The sequence below is a fragment of the Flavobacterium marginilacus genome (assembly GCF_026870155.1).
GTDB lineage: Bacteria > Bacteroidota > Bacteroidia > Flavobacteriales > Flavobacteriaceae > Flavobacterium > Flavobacterium marginilacus.
In genome coordinates, this window is the sequence record NZ_CP113975.1 from 2,717,958 (window position 1) to 2,733,612 (window position 15,655).

11 protein-coding genes are annotated in these 15,655 nt (G+C 35.8%); all 11 read right to left on the minus strand.

What is annotated here, in order from left to right:
* Positions 1 to 47 precede the first annotated feature (47 nt).
* Positions 48 to 1,391, minus strand: a complete 1,344-nt coding sequence (pbfA, locus tag OZP07_RS11765) for a (R)-1-hydroxy-2-aminoethylphosphonate ammonia-lyase (RefSeq protein ID WP_281635222.1) — start codon at positions 1,389 to 1,391, stop codon at positions 48 to 50.
* Positions 1,392 to 3,041, minus strand: a complete 1,650-nt coding sequence (locus tag OZP07_RS11770) for an alkaline phosphatase family protein (protein ID WP_281635223.1) — start codon at positions 3,039 to 3,041, stop codon at positions 1,392 to 1,394. It abuts the gene before it with no gap.
* 10 nt (positions 3,042 to 3,051) lie between these two features.
* Positions 3,052 to 4,557, minus strand: a complete 1,506-nt coding sequence (locus OZP07_RS11775; RefSeq protein ID WP_281635224.1) for a SusD/RagB family nutrient-binding outer membrane lipoprotein — start codon at positions 4,555 to 4,557, stop codon at positions 3,052 to 3,054.
* Positions 4,558 to 4,568: 11 nt separating this feature from the next.
* Positions 4,569 to 7,652 carry a SusC/RagA family TonB-linked outer membrane protein gene (locus OZP07_RS11780; protein ID WP_281635225.1) on the minus strand — a complete coding sequence of 1,028 codons (3,084 nt, stop codon included), beginning with the start codon at positions 7,650 to 7,652 and terminating at the stop codon, positions 4,569 to 4,571.
* A 415-nt stretch (positions 7,653 to 8,067) separates the two neighbouring features.
* Complete coding sequence (locus OZP07_RS11785) at positions 8,068 to 8,328, minus strand: outer membrane beta-barrel protein (protein WP_281635226.1); 261 nt, start codon at positions 8,326 to 8,328, stop codon at positions 8,068 to 8,070.
* An 80-nt stretch (positions 8,329 to 8,408) separates the two neighbouring features.
* A complete protein-coding gene (locus tag OZP07_RS11790) occupies positions 8,409 to 8,660 on the minus strand; it encodes a hypothetical protein (RefSeq protein WP_281635227.1) in 252 nt (83 codons plus the stop codon).
* A 306-nt stretch (positions 8,661 to 8,966) separates the two neighbouring features.
* Positions 8,967 to 11,192, minus strand: a complete 2,226-nt coding sequence (locus OZP07_RS11795; RefSeq protein WP_281635228.1) for a multicopper oxidase family protein — start codon at positions 11,190 to 11,192, stop codon at positions 8,967 to 8,969.
* A 14-nt stretch (positions 11,193 to 11,206) separates the two neighbouring features.
* Positions 11,207 to 12,028, minus strand: coding sequence for a DUF3347 domain-containing protein (locus OZP07_RS11800; RefSeq protein WP_281635229.1), 822 nt, complete (start codon positions 12,026 to 12,028; stop codon positions 11,207 to 11,209).
* Positions 12,029 to 12,177: 149 nt separating this feature from the next.
* A complete protein-coding gene (locus tag OZP07_RS11805; RefSeq protein ID WP_281635230.1) occupies positions 12,178 to 12,543 on the minus strand; it encodes a hypothetical protein in 366 nt (121 codons plus the stop codon).
* A gap of 153 nt (positions 12,544 to 12,696) precedes the next feature.
* On the minus strand, positions 12,697 to 13,218 hold the full coding sequence (locus tag OZP07_RS11810; protein ID WP_281635231.1) for a DUF3347 domain-containing protein: 522 nt from the start codon (positions 13,216 to 13,218) through the stop codon (positions 12,697 to 12,699).
* On the minus strand, positions 13,215 to 15,653 hold the full coding sequence (locus tag OZP07_RS11815; RefSeq protein WP_281635232.1) for a zinc-dependent metalloprotease: 2,439 nt from the start codon (positions 15,651 to 15,653) through the stop codon (positions 13,215 to 13,217). Before OZP07_RS11815 ends, OZP07_RS11810 begins: the two co-directional genes overlap by 4 nt.
* Positions 15,654 to 15,655: the final 2 nt, after the last annotated feature.

A 15,655-nucleotide genomic window follows, 5' to 3' on the forward strand; every position in this document is an offset into this window, starting at 1 on the left:
GTCAAATTAAATTTTCATGATTACAACCAACAAATTGTTTTTTTTAACTATAATACTGAGAAACTTTCATCAAGGATATTCAATGCCGATTCTAACTCTTCCCGTCTGATAGTCAGTGCTGGTGACAATTGCAGAACATTACCGGAAGAAACTTTGAAACTCAATCCTTTTTTTAGGCACAGATACAGCATCTGCTCTGCTTCATCTACAGCTTTTTCTTTAGTCTGTTGGTCTTTTACCAATTCTATTGCCCATAAAAGTCCTATTCCTCTAATATCGCCAATAATTGTGTATTTATCTTTTAAATCCATCAGGGATTTTTCCATATAAACAGCATCATCGACTACTTTTTTCAATAGATTTTCTTTTTCGATAAAAGCTATAGTACTCAATCCCGCTACAGCACCCAAAGGGCTTTTTTCGTGAGTATAATGCCCCAGGGAAATATCACTGAAAACATTGTACTCGTCTCTTGTAACAATAGCTGCCTGAGGGAATATCCCCCCTCCCAACCCTTTTCCTAAACACAGAATATCGGGTTCAATTCCATAATGTTCAAATGCAAACATTTTGCCTGTCCTTCCTAATGCAATTGGAATTTCGTCTAATATTAATAGTACTCCATACTGCGTACAGAGTTTACGAACCTGTTTCCAAAAATTTTGAGATGGAAGCTGTACATCAGTATTTCGGATGGTTTCTGCGATAAATGCTCCGATATCATTTTCTTTAGAAAAAACATATTCTAAATATTCTAAACATTTATTCTCATTATTTTCAAAAATACCGCGATACGTTACTGGCGGAGGAATCCGCTCCACACCCGTTGGCATTGGTCCCATATAATCCCTAAAAACCGATTCACCTCCAACACTGATAGCATCGAGAGACGCACCATGAAAAGAATCCCAAAATGAAACCACTTTGAACTTTTTAGTTACAGCTCTTGCCAATTTAAGAGCAATGCCCACTGCTGAACTTCCATTAGGCGTCAATAATATTCTGTTTAAATCAGATGGACATAAAGAAGCTAGTTTTTCTGCAAAATCAATTGCAGGTTTATTTGTAAAACGTCTGGGGGAAAATGGCAATGCTTTCATTTGCTCGATTAGATTTTCAATAAGAAATGGATTCGCATAACCAATCTGATGCACATTATTTCCGTGAAAGTCTAAATAGCTTTTACCTGAATTGTTTTTTATAGATGAACCAGCAGCAGTTTCCAGAACATCCAGGCAAGGCGTTGACATCGACTGATGCAAAAAATAACGGGCATCTTTTTCTAAAAGATGTTTTGTTTCTTCATCGTTCATGGTCTCATTCCAAGCCGTTCTTGCTGGAGTTAAATTAATATCTCCTTCTGTTTTTTTATAGGTGTCGATGCTGTTCATTTAATTAAAACTCATTTTTTGAAAAAAAGCTGCAGGAATGATCTGTTTTGGTACCGAAGCAGTTTGATAATAAACATCCAGCCAGCCACTTCCGCCGCCATTAAACCAGATTACTTCCAAAGTATATGTTCCAGGCTTTAGTGTGATTGCACCGCCTTTCTCTTTTACACCGTGATCTCCATCATTATTAACAACGACTTCATTGTTGATTTTCAAAATGCTTCCATCATCCGATCTGGTGAAAAAACCATATTGCTCCTCCTTATCAATTTTTATGACAGTCTTGAATCTTACTGCGGTATTTTCCTTAATCTTCGAATCAATTTCATCAGAACCTATTTCGAAGCAGCTTCCTTTTTCGTCTGGCGTATATTTATCTAAAAACGGCACGCTGTTTAAATTAGATAAATAAAAAATTTCATAGGAAACTGGAGCTTTTGCAGTACTGGAAACCACTCTGAAAAAAGCTTCGTTTACCAAACTTGCGATGCTTTGGTTTTTGAAAATGGCACTTTTTACGACTGTATTTTGATATACTTTAAATGGCATTTTGTAGATTTCCGAATCTTTGGCAGGCATTGAACCATCCAGCGTATATCGAATTTCACCTTCTTTATCAGGGTTATCAATTACTACTTGGGCTGCCTCTCTAAACAATCCGCCAGCTTTTTTACTTAAATAAGCTTTTGGCTGAATTACAGGTTCTTTATACCTTTTAGTTAATGTATAACTATCAATTTCGTTATAGCCTTCAAAAGCATTTTTAACTGGTCTTCCAATACTGGCCATTGGCATTTTTATACCCAATGCAAATGCAACAGTCGCTGCATTATCATACTGATAAACCGGATAATTGAGTATGGTATTTTTCTTTACGGATTTGCCCCAAATAATAAACGGAATTTCCATTTCCTGTAATGATTCGCCACCATGTCCTTTGCCCAATCCGCCATGATCTGCACTTACTATGACTACAGTCTCATTACCCATTGGAGAGGATGTAATAGCCTGCATAACCTGAGCCAATAATGCATCTGCTTTTTCAACCGATTTATAATATTCTGTACTCCCATGACCAAATTCGTGTCCTGCGTGGTCCACGTGATCAAAATGAATAAAGGTAAAAGTGGGCTGTTTGGCTTTTATATAATCGCTGGCAATTACTGCTGTTTTATCTTCGGTTTCTGGATTTACATTATAATCGACAGCACTTTTTTCAAAGAGCCGGCCGAATCCTGACCAATGATAAACAGCTCCGATTTCGGCATTCTTTATTTGTGAATTTATTATCGAAAAAATGGTAGGAAACAAAAAATCATCGCCTTGCACTACTGATGGTAATACAAAATTGCTTTTCTCCCAATCATTAGATGTAATTCCGTGCTGTTCTGGTCCCGCTCCCATAATCATTGAAGCCCAATTGGTACTGGAGCTCGATGGTAAAACGGAACGGGCATGCATTGTCGAAGCTCCTTCCTTCATCAGTTTGTGAAAAGCAGGTGTGCTGGCATGTTCGATTCCGTCTGGACTCAATCCGTCAAAGCCAATTACAACGACATGTTTTACTTTTGAGAATTCATTATTTTGAGAAAAACACGACCATAGCGAGAACAGCGCTATGATCATGATTTTATTTTTTAGTATTTTCATGAATTTTTTTCTATTTAATAAGCCACATTACTGCATTGATATCATCTGTACCCCCGTATTGTCTGGTTAGCGCAGTATTTACATTCTGGGAGTTGGTTTCAAATTCGCTTTGAGGATATTTCCATCGCATCGGGATTTTGCCATTGTTTTTATTCGCTGGTCCAATGTTAAATTTTGGAATACCTGTTCTTCTGAAATTAAAATAAGATTCTCTTTCGGAATTTTGGAAAAAAGCAACATATTTCTGTGTCAGTATCTGCTCTAGACCTGCAGTATTATTTCCTTTATAAACTATATTAGCATTGTTTAAAAAGGCAGTAACATCCGTATTAGATACATCATAAAAATCCATAGAGGCTTTAATTCCCTGCTTGTAAAAACTGGCAGCATCACCCATTATCCAGCCTCTGTTTATGGCTTCAGCAATTATGAATTGCTGTTCTGCATATCCAAATAAAATATATCCTTCGCCGACATAACTGCTGTAATATCTTTTTTCGTTAGGATAGGATAATTTTCCTTCATCTGAAGCCACTTGCATAGAACCCTGCTCGTCTCCTGTGTTTGCTGGGATGTAAGCATTTAAATTGAGAGGATCATTAGCCTTAAAATAAAAAGCGGCAGGATCGGCAACTTTATAAATTCGGGGATCATTATTTTGTTTCAGAATGTTTAAATAGGTTCCCGCCATGATATCTCTATTTCTATTACGCCCAAAATTACCTGGATTTAGGGCATAATTATTGCCATTTTCATCTGAAAAATAGCGGGTCATATTATCTTCAATCCCTCTCATTAGCGGGTATTTTGACGGATTACTTACTATTGCACTGAATTGGCTGGCAACATTAAGTTCGGCTGTTTTTTTACTTAAACTTATTAAAACTCTTAAATGGAAAGAATTAATTGCTCTCTGCCATTTATCCAGATCACCATTATATAAAAAATCGCCTTGAACTGCACCAGTTCCTACTTGGGCTCTTGCCATTGCAATTTGATCATTAGCTGCATCCAAAAGACTCAGAATCTCAACATAGACCTCTTTCTGAGTATCGTATTTTGGTTTTGTAATTGGAGTATCACTTTTGGCTTTTAAAGATTCAGACATTGGAATATCCCCCATTCTTTTAGACATATAATCTAAAAAGTAAGCCTGAAAAAATTTTGCCAAAGCGCCGTATTTATTTTTTGTGTCCAGTTTTTCTGCTTCTTTTACCATTGCCTGTACATTGGACAAAGTCGTGTAACGTAATGGGGCCGAACCCCAATTGTAATCCTGTTCTCCGTAATAGTCAAAAGATATTGCCCAAAACTGATTGTCCCTTTGTGCACTTGACCACGGACCTTCATCGTCTACATTGTTCATAACCCGTAAAACTTCTGTCAGCAGCATTGATGGCGGCACACTTGTAGCACGATTGGGATCATCGGCCAGATCTTCAAAATTGGTACAGGCCCCAATCATAAAAACCATTGCTATAATTAGGATGCTTTTATATAATTGTATTGTTTTCATTTTGCTCGTTTTTAAAATTTAATGTTTAAGTTAATACCATAACTTTTTACAGTTGGAGTTTGCAATGGCGAAGCACTTTCGTCTAAAAACTGATCTAAATCGATATTTTTATTTTTTGAGAAGTACAATAAATCTCTTCCAATCAATGAAATAGAAGCATTTGTCATAAATGATTTTTTGATAAAAGAATCTGGGAAATTGTACGTAAGGCTTATTTCTCTTAATTTAAAAAACGTTTTTTCTATAATATTGGCAGCGTAGTTTCCGTGATATGCTTTTGCGTAATCCTGATAATACATTTTTGTTGTATTTGGTGCAAAAGTCCTGGTATCGGTAATCACATTTCCTTGACCATCAGTAATTAGCTCTCCGCTTGTAATAACCACACCATCTGTTACATATGATTTTATTCCTTTTACATCATTGGCTCTTTCTGGGGTATCGCTATCGGCATGGCGTCCACTCTGCCACATTTTCTGATTCACGTAGTTTTCGATTTTTCCTCCATAACGGCCATCAAAAGTGAAGTTTAACGCTAGGCTTTTATAACTCACTTTATTTGTAATACCCATTGACCAGTCTGGTGCCTTATAGCCTACTTTTGTTTTATAAGCATTGATAAGCGGTTTTCCGTCATTACCAACAATTAATCTGCCATCATTGGTTCTCATAAAATCATTTATATAAAAACCATCAACCCGGTCTCCAATTTTTATCAGTCCATTGTTTTCAATTCCCTCATAAACCTCTTTTAGATACTCTTTATAAGTTGACCAGTTTACACTGAAATCCCAATTAAAGTTTGTACTTTTTACAGCTTTCACAAAACCTGATAATTCAAAACCCTTTGTCTCAGTAGTAATACCATTCTGCTTACTGCCTTGATAACCTGAAGTTTCTGAATATTTTAAATCAAAAATCTGTGGACCATTCGTATTCTGATAGTAAGTAGCATCAAAACCAAATCTGTTTTTGAACATTCTTGTTTCTAAACCAATCTCTGCTGAGGAGTTAAATGCTGGTTTTAATTGATCGTTAGTCAAAATTTCTCCAACATAGGCCGCATTATATGTAATTCCGTCAATAGTAAATGGATCTCTTAATCGGTAAGTATCAAGGTTACTATAGATGTCCAATGAGCCTCCCACTTTTGCATAAGAAGTTCTTACTTTAAAGAAATCTACATAAGGAATCTTTACAAGTTCGCTGATAACAGTACTTAAACCAACAGATGGATAAAAAAATCTATTGTTTTTTTCCGGCAATCTGGAATCGGTGTCAGATCTTCCTGTGGCATTTAGAAATAAAAATGATTTGTATGATAAATCCAGCGAACCATACCAGCTATTCGTTTTATAATGGCTATTATAACTCGTTGGCTGCATTGGTGTTTGTGTATTACTCAAAGTGTACAAACCAGGTATAATCAAATAATTAGTTGAAGCATAGGAGTTTCTATATTTTTCAGTATTTATATTAGCTCCAAGAGTAGCTTTAATTTCAAAATCACCCATCGTTTTATTATAGTTCAGCATGAAATCAGAATAACTTTTGTATCTGTAATCATATTGCTCTTTGTAATCTCCTTCGGCTTTTTCCCTGTCATATGTAGTCATTGAGTAAGGAAATTTTTCATTTCTAAATAAATTGCTTACCGACATATTAGTTCTTATCAAGGCCGAGAAATCATTGCTAAACTGATGATTTAAACTTATCTGGCCTGAATAATCATTCTTATAATACCCTCTCAGCCATTCGTGAGCCATAAAATTGGGATTATTGTATCTTGTATATTCGAAATTCTTTTGCTGAAGACCTTCTTTTCCCTCTTGCCAATAATCTTTTAAATCTCTGATATCATAATCAGCTCCGCCCCAAATCAGCATATTATAGATATAACTATTTGGTCCGTATTGTACATTTGGATTATTTGGAGAAGTCTGGAAATTAAAATTTGAACTGGCATCCACCCAAGTTTTATCACTCAGACTATATCTTCCGCTCAAATTGAAATTATAAATATCCAGTTTAGTATTTGGATTGATTCCGTCCTGATGAGTATTGGATAATGAAAAGCGGATGTTTCCTTTATCAAAATTTGAAGCTAATGATAAGTTGTTGGTCGACAATAGTCCGTCTTCCATGAAATTATTAAAGTTATTAGCTCCTCTTGCTGTCCACGGCGTTGGAATTAGTTTTCCGTTCGCATCCAGCGGGCTATCATATTGCGTAATTAACTGTCCCTCAAATTTTGGTCCCCATTGATCGTAATCGGCATCATTTATCCCGCCGCCTTTACCATCAACAAAAGCATAATTTCCGTAAGAGCCAGGGCCATATGCATTCTGTGTTTTAGGAACCGCATTAAAACCAGCTTGAATCATCGAATTATGATTGAATTCAACTACATACCCTTTTTTATTGTTTGCTCCTCTTTTGGTGGTGATCTGGATTGCTCCGTTTCCTCCTACAGAGCCATACAATGCAGCAGCATTCGCTCCTTTTAAAACATTGACACTTTCGATGTCATCAGGACTGATATTCCAAGTATCTGTTCCCAATGGCACACCGTCTACAACGATTAGTGGTGCTTTACCCCTTAAATACATTTTTGGACTGCTAAAAAATTCAGGAGAAGCCGCAACAATCAGACCTGAAACTTTTCCCGAAAGAGAGTTCATTATATTAGCATCTCTTCCTTTGGTCAAGTCTCCTTCGACTTCCTGAACAGAATAACTTAATTTTTTCTTTTCTTTTTTTATGCCTAAAGCAGTTACCACCACTTCGTCCAACGTATGAGAATCGGGATTAAGCTTAAATATTCCCGAAGTTTTGTTTGCTGTTTCAAAATTAGCAGTCACATATCCTAAAAATGAAATCTGCAATATTTCATTAGGTTTCAGTAATTCAATTTCAAAATTTCCATTGGAATCTGCATTTACAGCAGTAGTTGTTCCTTTAACCAGTACTGATGCACTAGGCAAAGGCAAACCAAGTTCGTCAATCACTCTTCCTTTGAAAACAGTTGTTTGAGCAACAATTAATGATGTTGAGCACATCATCAATAAAATTATTAAGGTTCTTAAGTTTTTCATTGATTAATTAAATAATTACTATTAGTAAATTTTTTCAGTACAAATTTGAATTTATTTTTACTATTAGTTAACTTTTTGATTTTAAGAAATCCTTAACAAGGTTTTATACTATTGTCAATTTAATGTTATGCAGGAGTTTATCAGATTGCTGTTATCAATGAAATTTTATTGATTGACTGCTAATGCTTGTCTAGCTAAGCAACATATTACAAAATCAATAATTTTTAGTTATTTTCTTAATAAAACAATATAAAGAAGAAAAGAAAGATTCTAATTCGCAATTCCATTCGATTCCATAAACACAAGCTTTTAAAAGCCGGACTTGTCGTCCACGGATTCGAATATATCCCAGTATCTTCATGCAAAAAAAAGCTGTCCTTTTCGGACAGCCTCTGTGTATTTTTTAAAAACATACTTAATTTGTAATTCGTGCCTTTTCCTCTTCTGACACTGACGCTCTTTTTCTTGTTTCTTTAATTTCTTTATTTCCAAAATTGTAGCTAAGGTTGACCTTGAACTGACGGCTTTCATAACCACCATTTCCGCGAATAAATAATTCTCCGTATTGCGTTTCACCCGACCAGTTGCCCGTATATAAAATATCTGAAACGGCAATTCTAACAGACAATCGATTATCAGCTAGTTGTTTTTGCACTGCTAAATCAAGAGATCCCATGCTGATCGTTTGATAAATCTATAACTTAGTGAAGTATTCAAAGTATACCTGTAAGTGTAGGGTATTATTTATAAAAAATACTATGTACTTAAAAGCGTAATGGTATCGCTTAGATTATTATTGGAAATATAATTCAGTACAAAATTTTCTGCTTCTTTTTTATGATCTGGTGAAGTTGAAAATGAATTGAGATAAAAATCTTCGTTTTCATCAGCAATGTGAATAATTTCAGTGAACCCCTTGGTTATTAAAGTACCTTTCAGTTTTAAAACTTTTAGCTGGTTACTATTGTCAATCTCCTTTTTCACCCGCATCCTTATAGTTTTATCCATTGTGTTGATTTTTAGTTAATTAAAATTAATAAAATATTTTAATTAAATCTTAAAGCAGTCTTAATTTTTTAATCTAATACTTATATAATTTAAGGATACAATTTAAAAAGGATGAATATATCGAAATCTAGGCAGAGCAATATGAAGGAACCGAAAATATTCAGACCGTATTTAATCTACAAAAAAATCCCATCTCATTTTGTAACGAGATGGGATTTTAGTTATTAAATAAATAGCTGTCTTTCTGAAAAAAAATATTCCAATAAACTTTTAAAGTCATTTATTCTTTGTAATAAACGGCTGTATTTAATAATTCAGGTTAAAACCAAATCCTATTCCCATATCACTGTCGTAATGTGTCGTAAGTCCAAAATTCCTGCCTGCTATATATTTTAAAGCTCCCATATACTCTTTATCAGTGTTCCACATCAAACTCATTCGAAGCCTCTTAGAAAGCGGTATATCTTTGCGCTCAAACTGAAGACGGAAATTACCATCGGTAAAAACTTCTGCCTGTGCTGTAATAAGCATTGGCAGCGTATAATTAACTCCGGCACTAAATACTGATCTACTGTTTTTAGTACTGCTTTGTCCAAAAACATTTTCTTCGTTCTCTCCTGCCTCCATTTTGCGGTATCTCCAGTCAAATCCGATAAACGGCATCAGCCACTGCATTTTACCAATATATCTCCCTATATGAGTTTCTGTTTCATAACCGTGCATATCGTTATAGCCTAACCGCCATTCAGAACCTATACTCCATCGGGTATTTTGATACATTGCTTCTCCATCATTTCCATTAATCGCAAAATCATTTTCTGCCATAAAATGAAACATCCTATCATCTGCAAACAGTTTTTTCTGTGCTGCTTTAGGCTCTGGAATTTCAGCATTGGATTTCTGGTCTTCATAACTAAAAATTCTTCCCATACCGCTCATCATATGATACAGAATATGACAGTGAAAAAACCAGTCGCCTTCAGCATTCGCATTAAATTCTATTGTATCGGTTTCCATGGGCATAATATCGACGACATTTTTTAGCGGTGCATAATCACCCTGACCGTTGAGCAGACGGAAATCATGCCCGTGCAGGTGCATGGGATGGCGCATCATGGAACCGTTGTACAATACTATACGAACGTTTTCTCCTTTTTTGATTAGGATTTTATCCGTTTCAGATACCACTTTATTATCCAGACTCCACACATAACGATTCATATTTCCACTGAGTTCAAACCGAAGTTCCTTTACTGGTGCATTCTGGGGAAGAGTTGTTTTTACCGTTGATTTAAGCATGCTGTAATTTAAGGTTACAATATCTGATAATGCATTACTGTTATACTGTGCTGCAGTATCTTCTGTGTGGTTCTTGTGAGAAGAATTTTCTTTTTTTAAAGCTTCACCGGTTATTTCAGGATACATTACGACGTTCATATCCATTTGATTCAAAGACATACTCATGCCCATATCGTCCAGATCACCATTAAATTTCATCATGCTGTTCATCATCTTCATCCCTTCAAAATACTTCAATTTAGGAAGCGGTTCTGTGAGCTGCTTGATACCGGAGCCAATGTACAAAGACGCTGATTTAGTCCTGTCTTCTGGCGTAGCTAAGAACTCATAAGCTGTTTGGTCTTCTGGAATATCAATAACAAGATCATAGGTTTCGGACACGGCAATAAGCAGACGATCTACAGCTACAGGTTCTACATCATTACCGTCATTAGCAACTACAGTAATTTTTCCGCCTGCATAGGTAAGCCAGAAATTACTTGAAGCTCCGCCATTGGAAACCCTTAAACGCACTTTATCTCCAGCTTTGAACTGAGAGAGCTGCCTTTCATTCTCCCCATTGATTAAAAAACGATCATAGTAAACATCACTTACGTCCATAGCGTTCATACGTTTCCATTCGTTAATCACTTTAGTAGAAAAGTGTCTCTGCTTTATGGCTTCACCATAACTTTGGGTTGAGCCTTTTTTTATAGCAAACCAATCGCTGGCATTATGCAGCAACCTGTGGATATTTTCGGGTTTCATATCGGTCCATTCGCTTAAAATAACAGGAACCGCTGGCAGATCATCTATTCCTTTTCTGAAATGAGGATCGTCAGCTTTTTTATTGATTATAAAAGATCCATACATTCCGATTTGCTCCTGAAGCCCGCTGTGACTGTGATACCAATGCGTACCATGCTGAATAATGGGAAAGGTATATTTATAAACCGTGTGTGGCTTTATAGGCATTTGAGTCAAATATGGAACTCCGTCTTCTTTGTTGGGCAAAAACAGACCGTGCCAATGGAGCGATGTTTCCTCCTCCATCTCATTATGCACATAAATCTCGGCAATATCGCCTTCTGTGAATGTAAGTGTAGGCATCGGTATCTGTCCGTTTACTGCAATAGCTTTTTTTGGTCTGTCCGTAAAGCTGACAAGAGTATCCCTGACATACAAATCGTAACGAACCACCTGCTGAGCGCTTGCCGTTACGGCAAAAAGAAACAGTATATAGATTGATTTCATTTTTGGATATTGAATTATTTAATGATCTCTACCGTTTTACCGCAGGTTAACATCTGAGATCCATAGTAAGGATTTTTTACAGCACTTTCTTTACTCAGCCAATTAGCATCTGCCATAGGACAATATTGATAATAAACTGGATCTGCAATTTTGATATTTTTAATCAGTTCATAAAATGTTTTAAATAATTCTTTAAAAATTTCTCTTTGTTTTTCTATATTATTTGTCTTTGTAATCGCACTAGACTGAGTAATTAACGATGCATTTATCTTCATCCATATTTTTTGCTCCTGTGCTGATAAAGACTCTGTTTTTACCGAAGAAATAAGTATCAGTAATGCTTTTGCGCCAGCAGAAACCGTTGTGCTGTTAGACTGTATAAAAGCATCCTTAAGGGTAAAATAAGCATCATAAACTTCTTGCAATGGGTTCAATACTGTTTCATTGTGAGTATTATGAGCAGTAGTGTCTATTTCAGATTTAGGTTCTGTTTTTTTTGCGTCTCGGGTGTACTTACAGCAGTCGGAAAGTTTGGCATAGGCCGATGCTGGTGCCAAAAAACTGCTGCTGTCATATCCTGCCAAAGCAATACGTTTTAAAATCTGATCGGTATTAGTCTTCTTTGAATCGTAAGTAATGGAAGCTATTTTAGTATTTTTATCCCAATCGACAGCCACAATATTTTTTTGATTCCCTGCCTGCTCAATATTGTTTTTGCACATGCCGCAGCTGCCGTATATTTGGATATTTGCTTTAATAGGATTTTTAATTTGAGTACTGCCTATGGCTGACAGCAATAGAAGCATTGCTATCATTATATTTTTAAATGAATACATTGTGTGTGTTTTAAAGTGAATAACTTATGATTTGATCAAATGAACTTTTTGCAAAGCATTAATCAAATTGTAAAAAAGAGTCTGGAATAGATAGTTTTGAGCGTTAATATGCTCTGAAATTGACAGACCAATGGCTGTCAGTTTTTTTTTTAGCTTATTTTAGGGATAAGCCAAAGCGATCCATAACCTGCAGAAAGAAATGTTGTGAAATTAGGAAATCTTTGCGGTACGATAGCATTTTCTAAAGCAACAGCATCAATATTTACTTCATTAAAGAAGAAGGATACCGAACAAAAAGAAGGACAGACACACTTGGAATGACTGCATTTTCCGCCGCAGTTATGATTGTTTTTTTTCGAATGGGAAGAACTGCTGCAAGAATGTTCTTTGGTATTTTTTGAGGATATTTCTTTATGCGGAGTATCTTTTAAAGATTCACTTTTACAGGCCATAACTGTGCTAGGTACCAAAAGGAAACCCAAAACAAATACTAGCAAAAGGAATATCTTTTTCATTAATTATTAGTGTATTACAAAATTATAAAATTTGAATTTATCTTTGAGCAAAACCTTTTAAACATTAATGTTTTTTTAGCAAAAAAGACAAATACGGCTCCTGTTTAAGAATACCGTATTTATCAGACAAACTAACTCAATTTAATTCAACTTTTATAAACTTGCTTTTACTTCACCGCAAGTCAGCATATTTTTAGGATAGTAAGGATTTTTGATTTCTTTGCTGTCGCTTGTCCAGACTGCTCCCGTCATTGGGCATACCTGAAGATATAATGCAGTATCTTCGGCCTTAAATTTTGGAGCTAAGTCCCAGAATTTAACTGAAAGTTCCTGAACAATTTTTCTTTGTTTATTGATGTTTTTAGTTGCTGTTACTTCAGTGGCCAGATCAATAATTTCTCTTCTTTTTGCAGTAGCCTCATTCATTTGTTCAAGCCTTAACTTTTTAAATTTGAAGTTTTTTAATGAAGTCTTTAATGCCTCAGCATTTTTGACAGCAGCAAGACTATCTGAAATTATAAGGCTGTTTTTTAAGGCCAGATAATTTTTTGTGATTTCCTTTTTTTGCGCTTCCCGTTTCTCTACCTGATCTGGAGTCACTTCATCTTTTGACTTCAATTGGGCGTGTCCCAAAGTACTTAAGCTCATGAATGCTATAACTAGTATTCTTTTCATATATCAGTTTTATTTAGTTTTGAAATAATTTTGTCAATATCGATTAAAATACTTTCGAAATGTTCTTTGTTTAATCCTGTTGCTCCACTCATCAGCTTTGTAATATCTGCTCTTAATTTTAAAAGATGCTGTTTACCATATAACCTCACATCACTGCGCTGCGCGGCATTCAAAGCCTTGCCAGGTTCTGTCTCTTTAGGTAATAACAGCATGCCTAATTTATCAATATAGCTGCGTTGCAAAGATCTTCTGTAATAATCCTGTTTTGTGTCACCAGTAAATTTTACCCATACTGTCTGCTGTAAATCGTTTAAAAACTCAGGAACGGTATATGCTCCTTCAAACTGCATCGATTTAAGGTTGATATTGTAAAGTATCCCTGAACTTAGCAGTATGTTTAACACCTGATTCTGCTGATCTGAAATCTGATCCTCAGTTTTTAAAGAAATAAGCTGATCAATATTCTGCGGATACATCCAAAGAGGGGCTACAAACAATTGTCTGCCTACATAATCGATAGCTGCTTTCACTTTTTCTTTTGGCACTGGCTGGATTACGACACCTTTTTCGTCAACACTTCTTTTAGTGACATAGTTATTACCAATATATTTCAGCACATGATACAAGTACCTTGAATATTGTGTTACAACCGCTTTGTGCATATCTTCTAAATTGTTATAAGCATCGTTTGGTTCGTAAGTCCATTCTACAAGATTTGGTACAACACGTTTCAGATTTTTAATTCCGTAATCGCTCGCAAGTACTGCGTCATCACCTAGATCCTCTGACTGACTGCGCGGATCTTCTTCTTTTCCTTCGCCTCCAAACCATAATTTAGGATTAGCAGTTAAACTGTCTGTTGTTAATTTGGCAAGAATATTTTCTTCTTCAAACTCATCTTTAGCGTTTGGAAAATAGCTGTACCCCCATTTAACTGCCCATTTATCGTACATCCCGATACGTGGATAAATACCCTCTGGACCAATATTATCTTCCGGCTGAGCCACATAGTTAAAGCGGGCATAATCCATGATAGAAACGGTATGACCATTTGCTTCAACCCATTTTTTATCCCTTAATTTTTCAACAGGAGTTGCGCTGCTGGCTCCCATGTTGTGGCGTAAACCAATTGTATGCCCAATTTCATGAGAAGAAACAAAACGGATTAACTGTCCCATTAACTCATCATCCAAATGCATTTTTCTGGCTTTTGGATCCAAAGGCCCTACCTGAATCATATACCATCTTTGCACTAATTTCATCACATTATGATACCATCCTACGTGGCTCTCCATGATTTCCCCGCTTCTTGGATCACTAATTCTCGGACCGTAAGCATTTGGTGTTTCAGAGGCAAGATATCTTACTACCGAATACCTAGCGTCTTCCAGACTCATTGTTTTATCATCTTCCGGCCATTCTTTACCAACAATAGCATTTTTAAAACCTGCAGCCTCAAAAGCTTTCTGCCAGTCGTTGATACCTGCAATTAGATAAGGTCTCCATTTTTTTGGCGTCGCTGGGTCAATATAGTAAACAATTTGCTTTTTAGGTTCAACCAGTTCGCCTCTTAAGTATTTTTTGATGTCTTTATCTTTTGGTTCCAAACGGTAACGCTGAATAATGAATTTTTTTTCAGCCCGCTGCTTGTCATCATCAAACAAAACATACTTATTTGCAAAATAACCAACTCTTTCATCTTCAAAACGTTTTCGCATCGGCGTTTTTGGAAGTAATACAATAGAGACATTTAATCGCAGCGTTATGCTTCCGCTGTTAGATGAAGTACTTGTATATGTCTTGGTGGTCTTTACTTCAATATTAATCGGATAGCTGTCAATGGTTTCGATAAAAGTTTTATCATCAGCAAGCGTGGTTAGCTTTTTCTCTGTTTTTTCCTGGCTTGGCAAAGAAAACATCGGGTTATCTTTCTTGAAAACATCTGTTACATCAATAACAGCATTTCCGGTAGCAGGATTAATTGTTTTTATTGGAAAAGCGGCAACAATTGGATTTTCGTTACTGCCGGCTAATGCTTTTGCCAGCATCGAATCGGGATTGCGGACATCCTGTTTGTATTGCAATGATCTTAAGAAAACAGTATTATTAGCTCCTTTTTCAAAGTAAATAGTCTGCTCGTTGGCTTTTTCACCGCCAAAAAAACCCATGCCTTCAGGAGTAGAAAGATATCTGGTCACTACCAGCATATATCTGTTGTACAAACTATCCGGAATTTGAAAGTAAAATTTATTAACGACCTGATTAACAGTAAAAAGGCCTATTTTGGTTTTAGCACCTTCTTTAATTATCTTATCATAGGCCTGTAAACCTTTCTGCTGGTTACTGATACTGTCTTCTTTTTTTTCTTGTGCCTGAGCAAAACCATGCTGGAGCAAAGCTGCCAGCATGATTGTTAATATAAATAATTTCTTCATTA

What these genes read in the sequence shown, in the direction of transcription:
- pbfA (WP_281635222.1), bottom strand. Translation starts at nt 1,391, where the DNA reads ATGAACAGCATCGACACCTATAAAAAAACAGAAGGAGATATTAATTTA.
- OZP07_RS11770 (WP_281635223.1), bottom strand. Translation starts at nt 3,041, where the DNA reads ATGAAAATACTAAAAAATAAAATCATGATCATAGCGCTGTTCTCGCTA.
- OZP07_RS11775 (WP_281635224.1), bottom strand. Translation starts at nt 4,557, where the DNA reads ATGAAAACAATACAATTATATAAAAGCATCCTAATTATAGCAATGGTT.
- OZP07_RS11780 (WP_281635225.1), bottom strand. Translation starts at nt 7,652, where the DNA reads ATGAAAAACTTAAGAACCTTAATAATTTTATTGATGATGTGCTCAACA.
- OZP07_RS11785 (WP_281635226.1), bottom strand. Translation starts at nt 8,328, where the DNA reads ATGGGATCTCTTGATTTAGCAGTGCAAAAACAACTAGCTGATAATCGA.
- OZP07_RS11790 (WP_281635227.1), bottom strand. Translation starts at nt 8,660, where the DNA reads ATGGATAAAACTATAAGGATGCGGGTGAAAAAGGAGATTGACAATAGT.
- OZP07_RS11795 (WP_281635228.1), bottom strand. Translation starts at nt 11,192, where the DNA reads ATGAAATCAATCTATATACTGTTTCTTTTTGCCGTAACGGCAAGCGCT.
- OZP07_RS11800 (WP_281635229.1), bottom strand. Translation starts at nt 12,028, where the DNA reads ATGTATTCATTTAAAAATATAATGATAGCAATGCTTCTATTGCTGTCA.
- OZP07_RS11805 (WP_281635230.1), bottom strand. Translation starts at nt 12,543, where the DNA reads ATGAAAAAGATATTCCTTTTGCTAGTATTTGTTTTGGGTTTCCTTTTG.
- OZP07_RS11810 (WP_281635231.1), bottom strand. Translation starts at nt 13,218, where the DNA reads ATGAAAAGAATACTAGTTATAGCATTCATGAGCTTAAGTACTTTGGGA.
- OZP07_RS11815 (WP_281635232.1), bottom strand. Translation starts at nt 15,653, where the DNA reads ATGAAGAAATTATTTATATTAACAATCATGCTGGCAGCTTTGCTCCAG.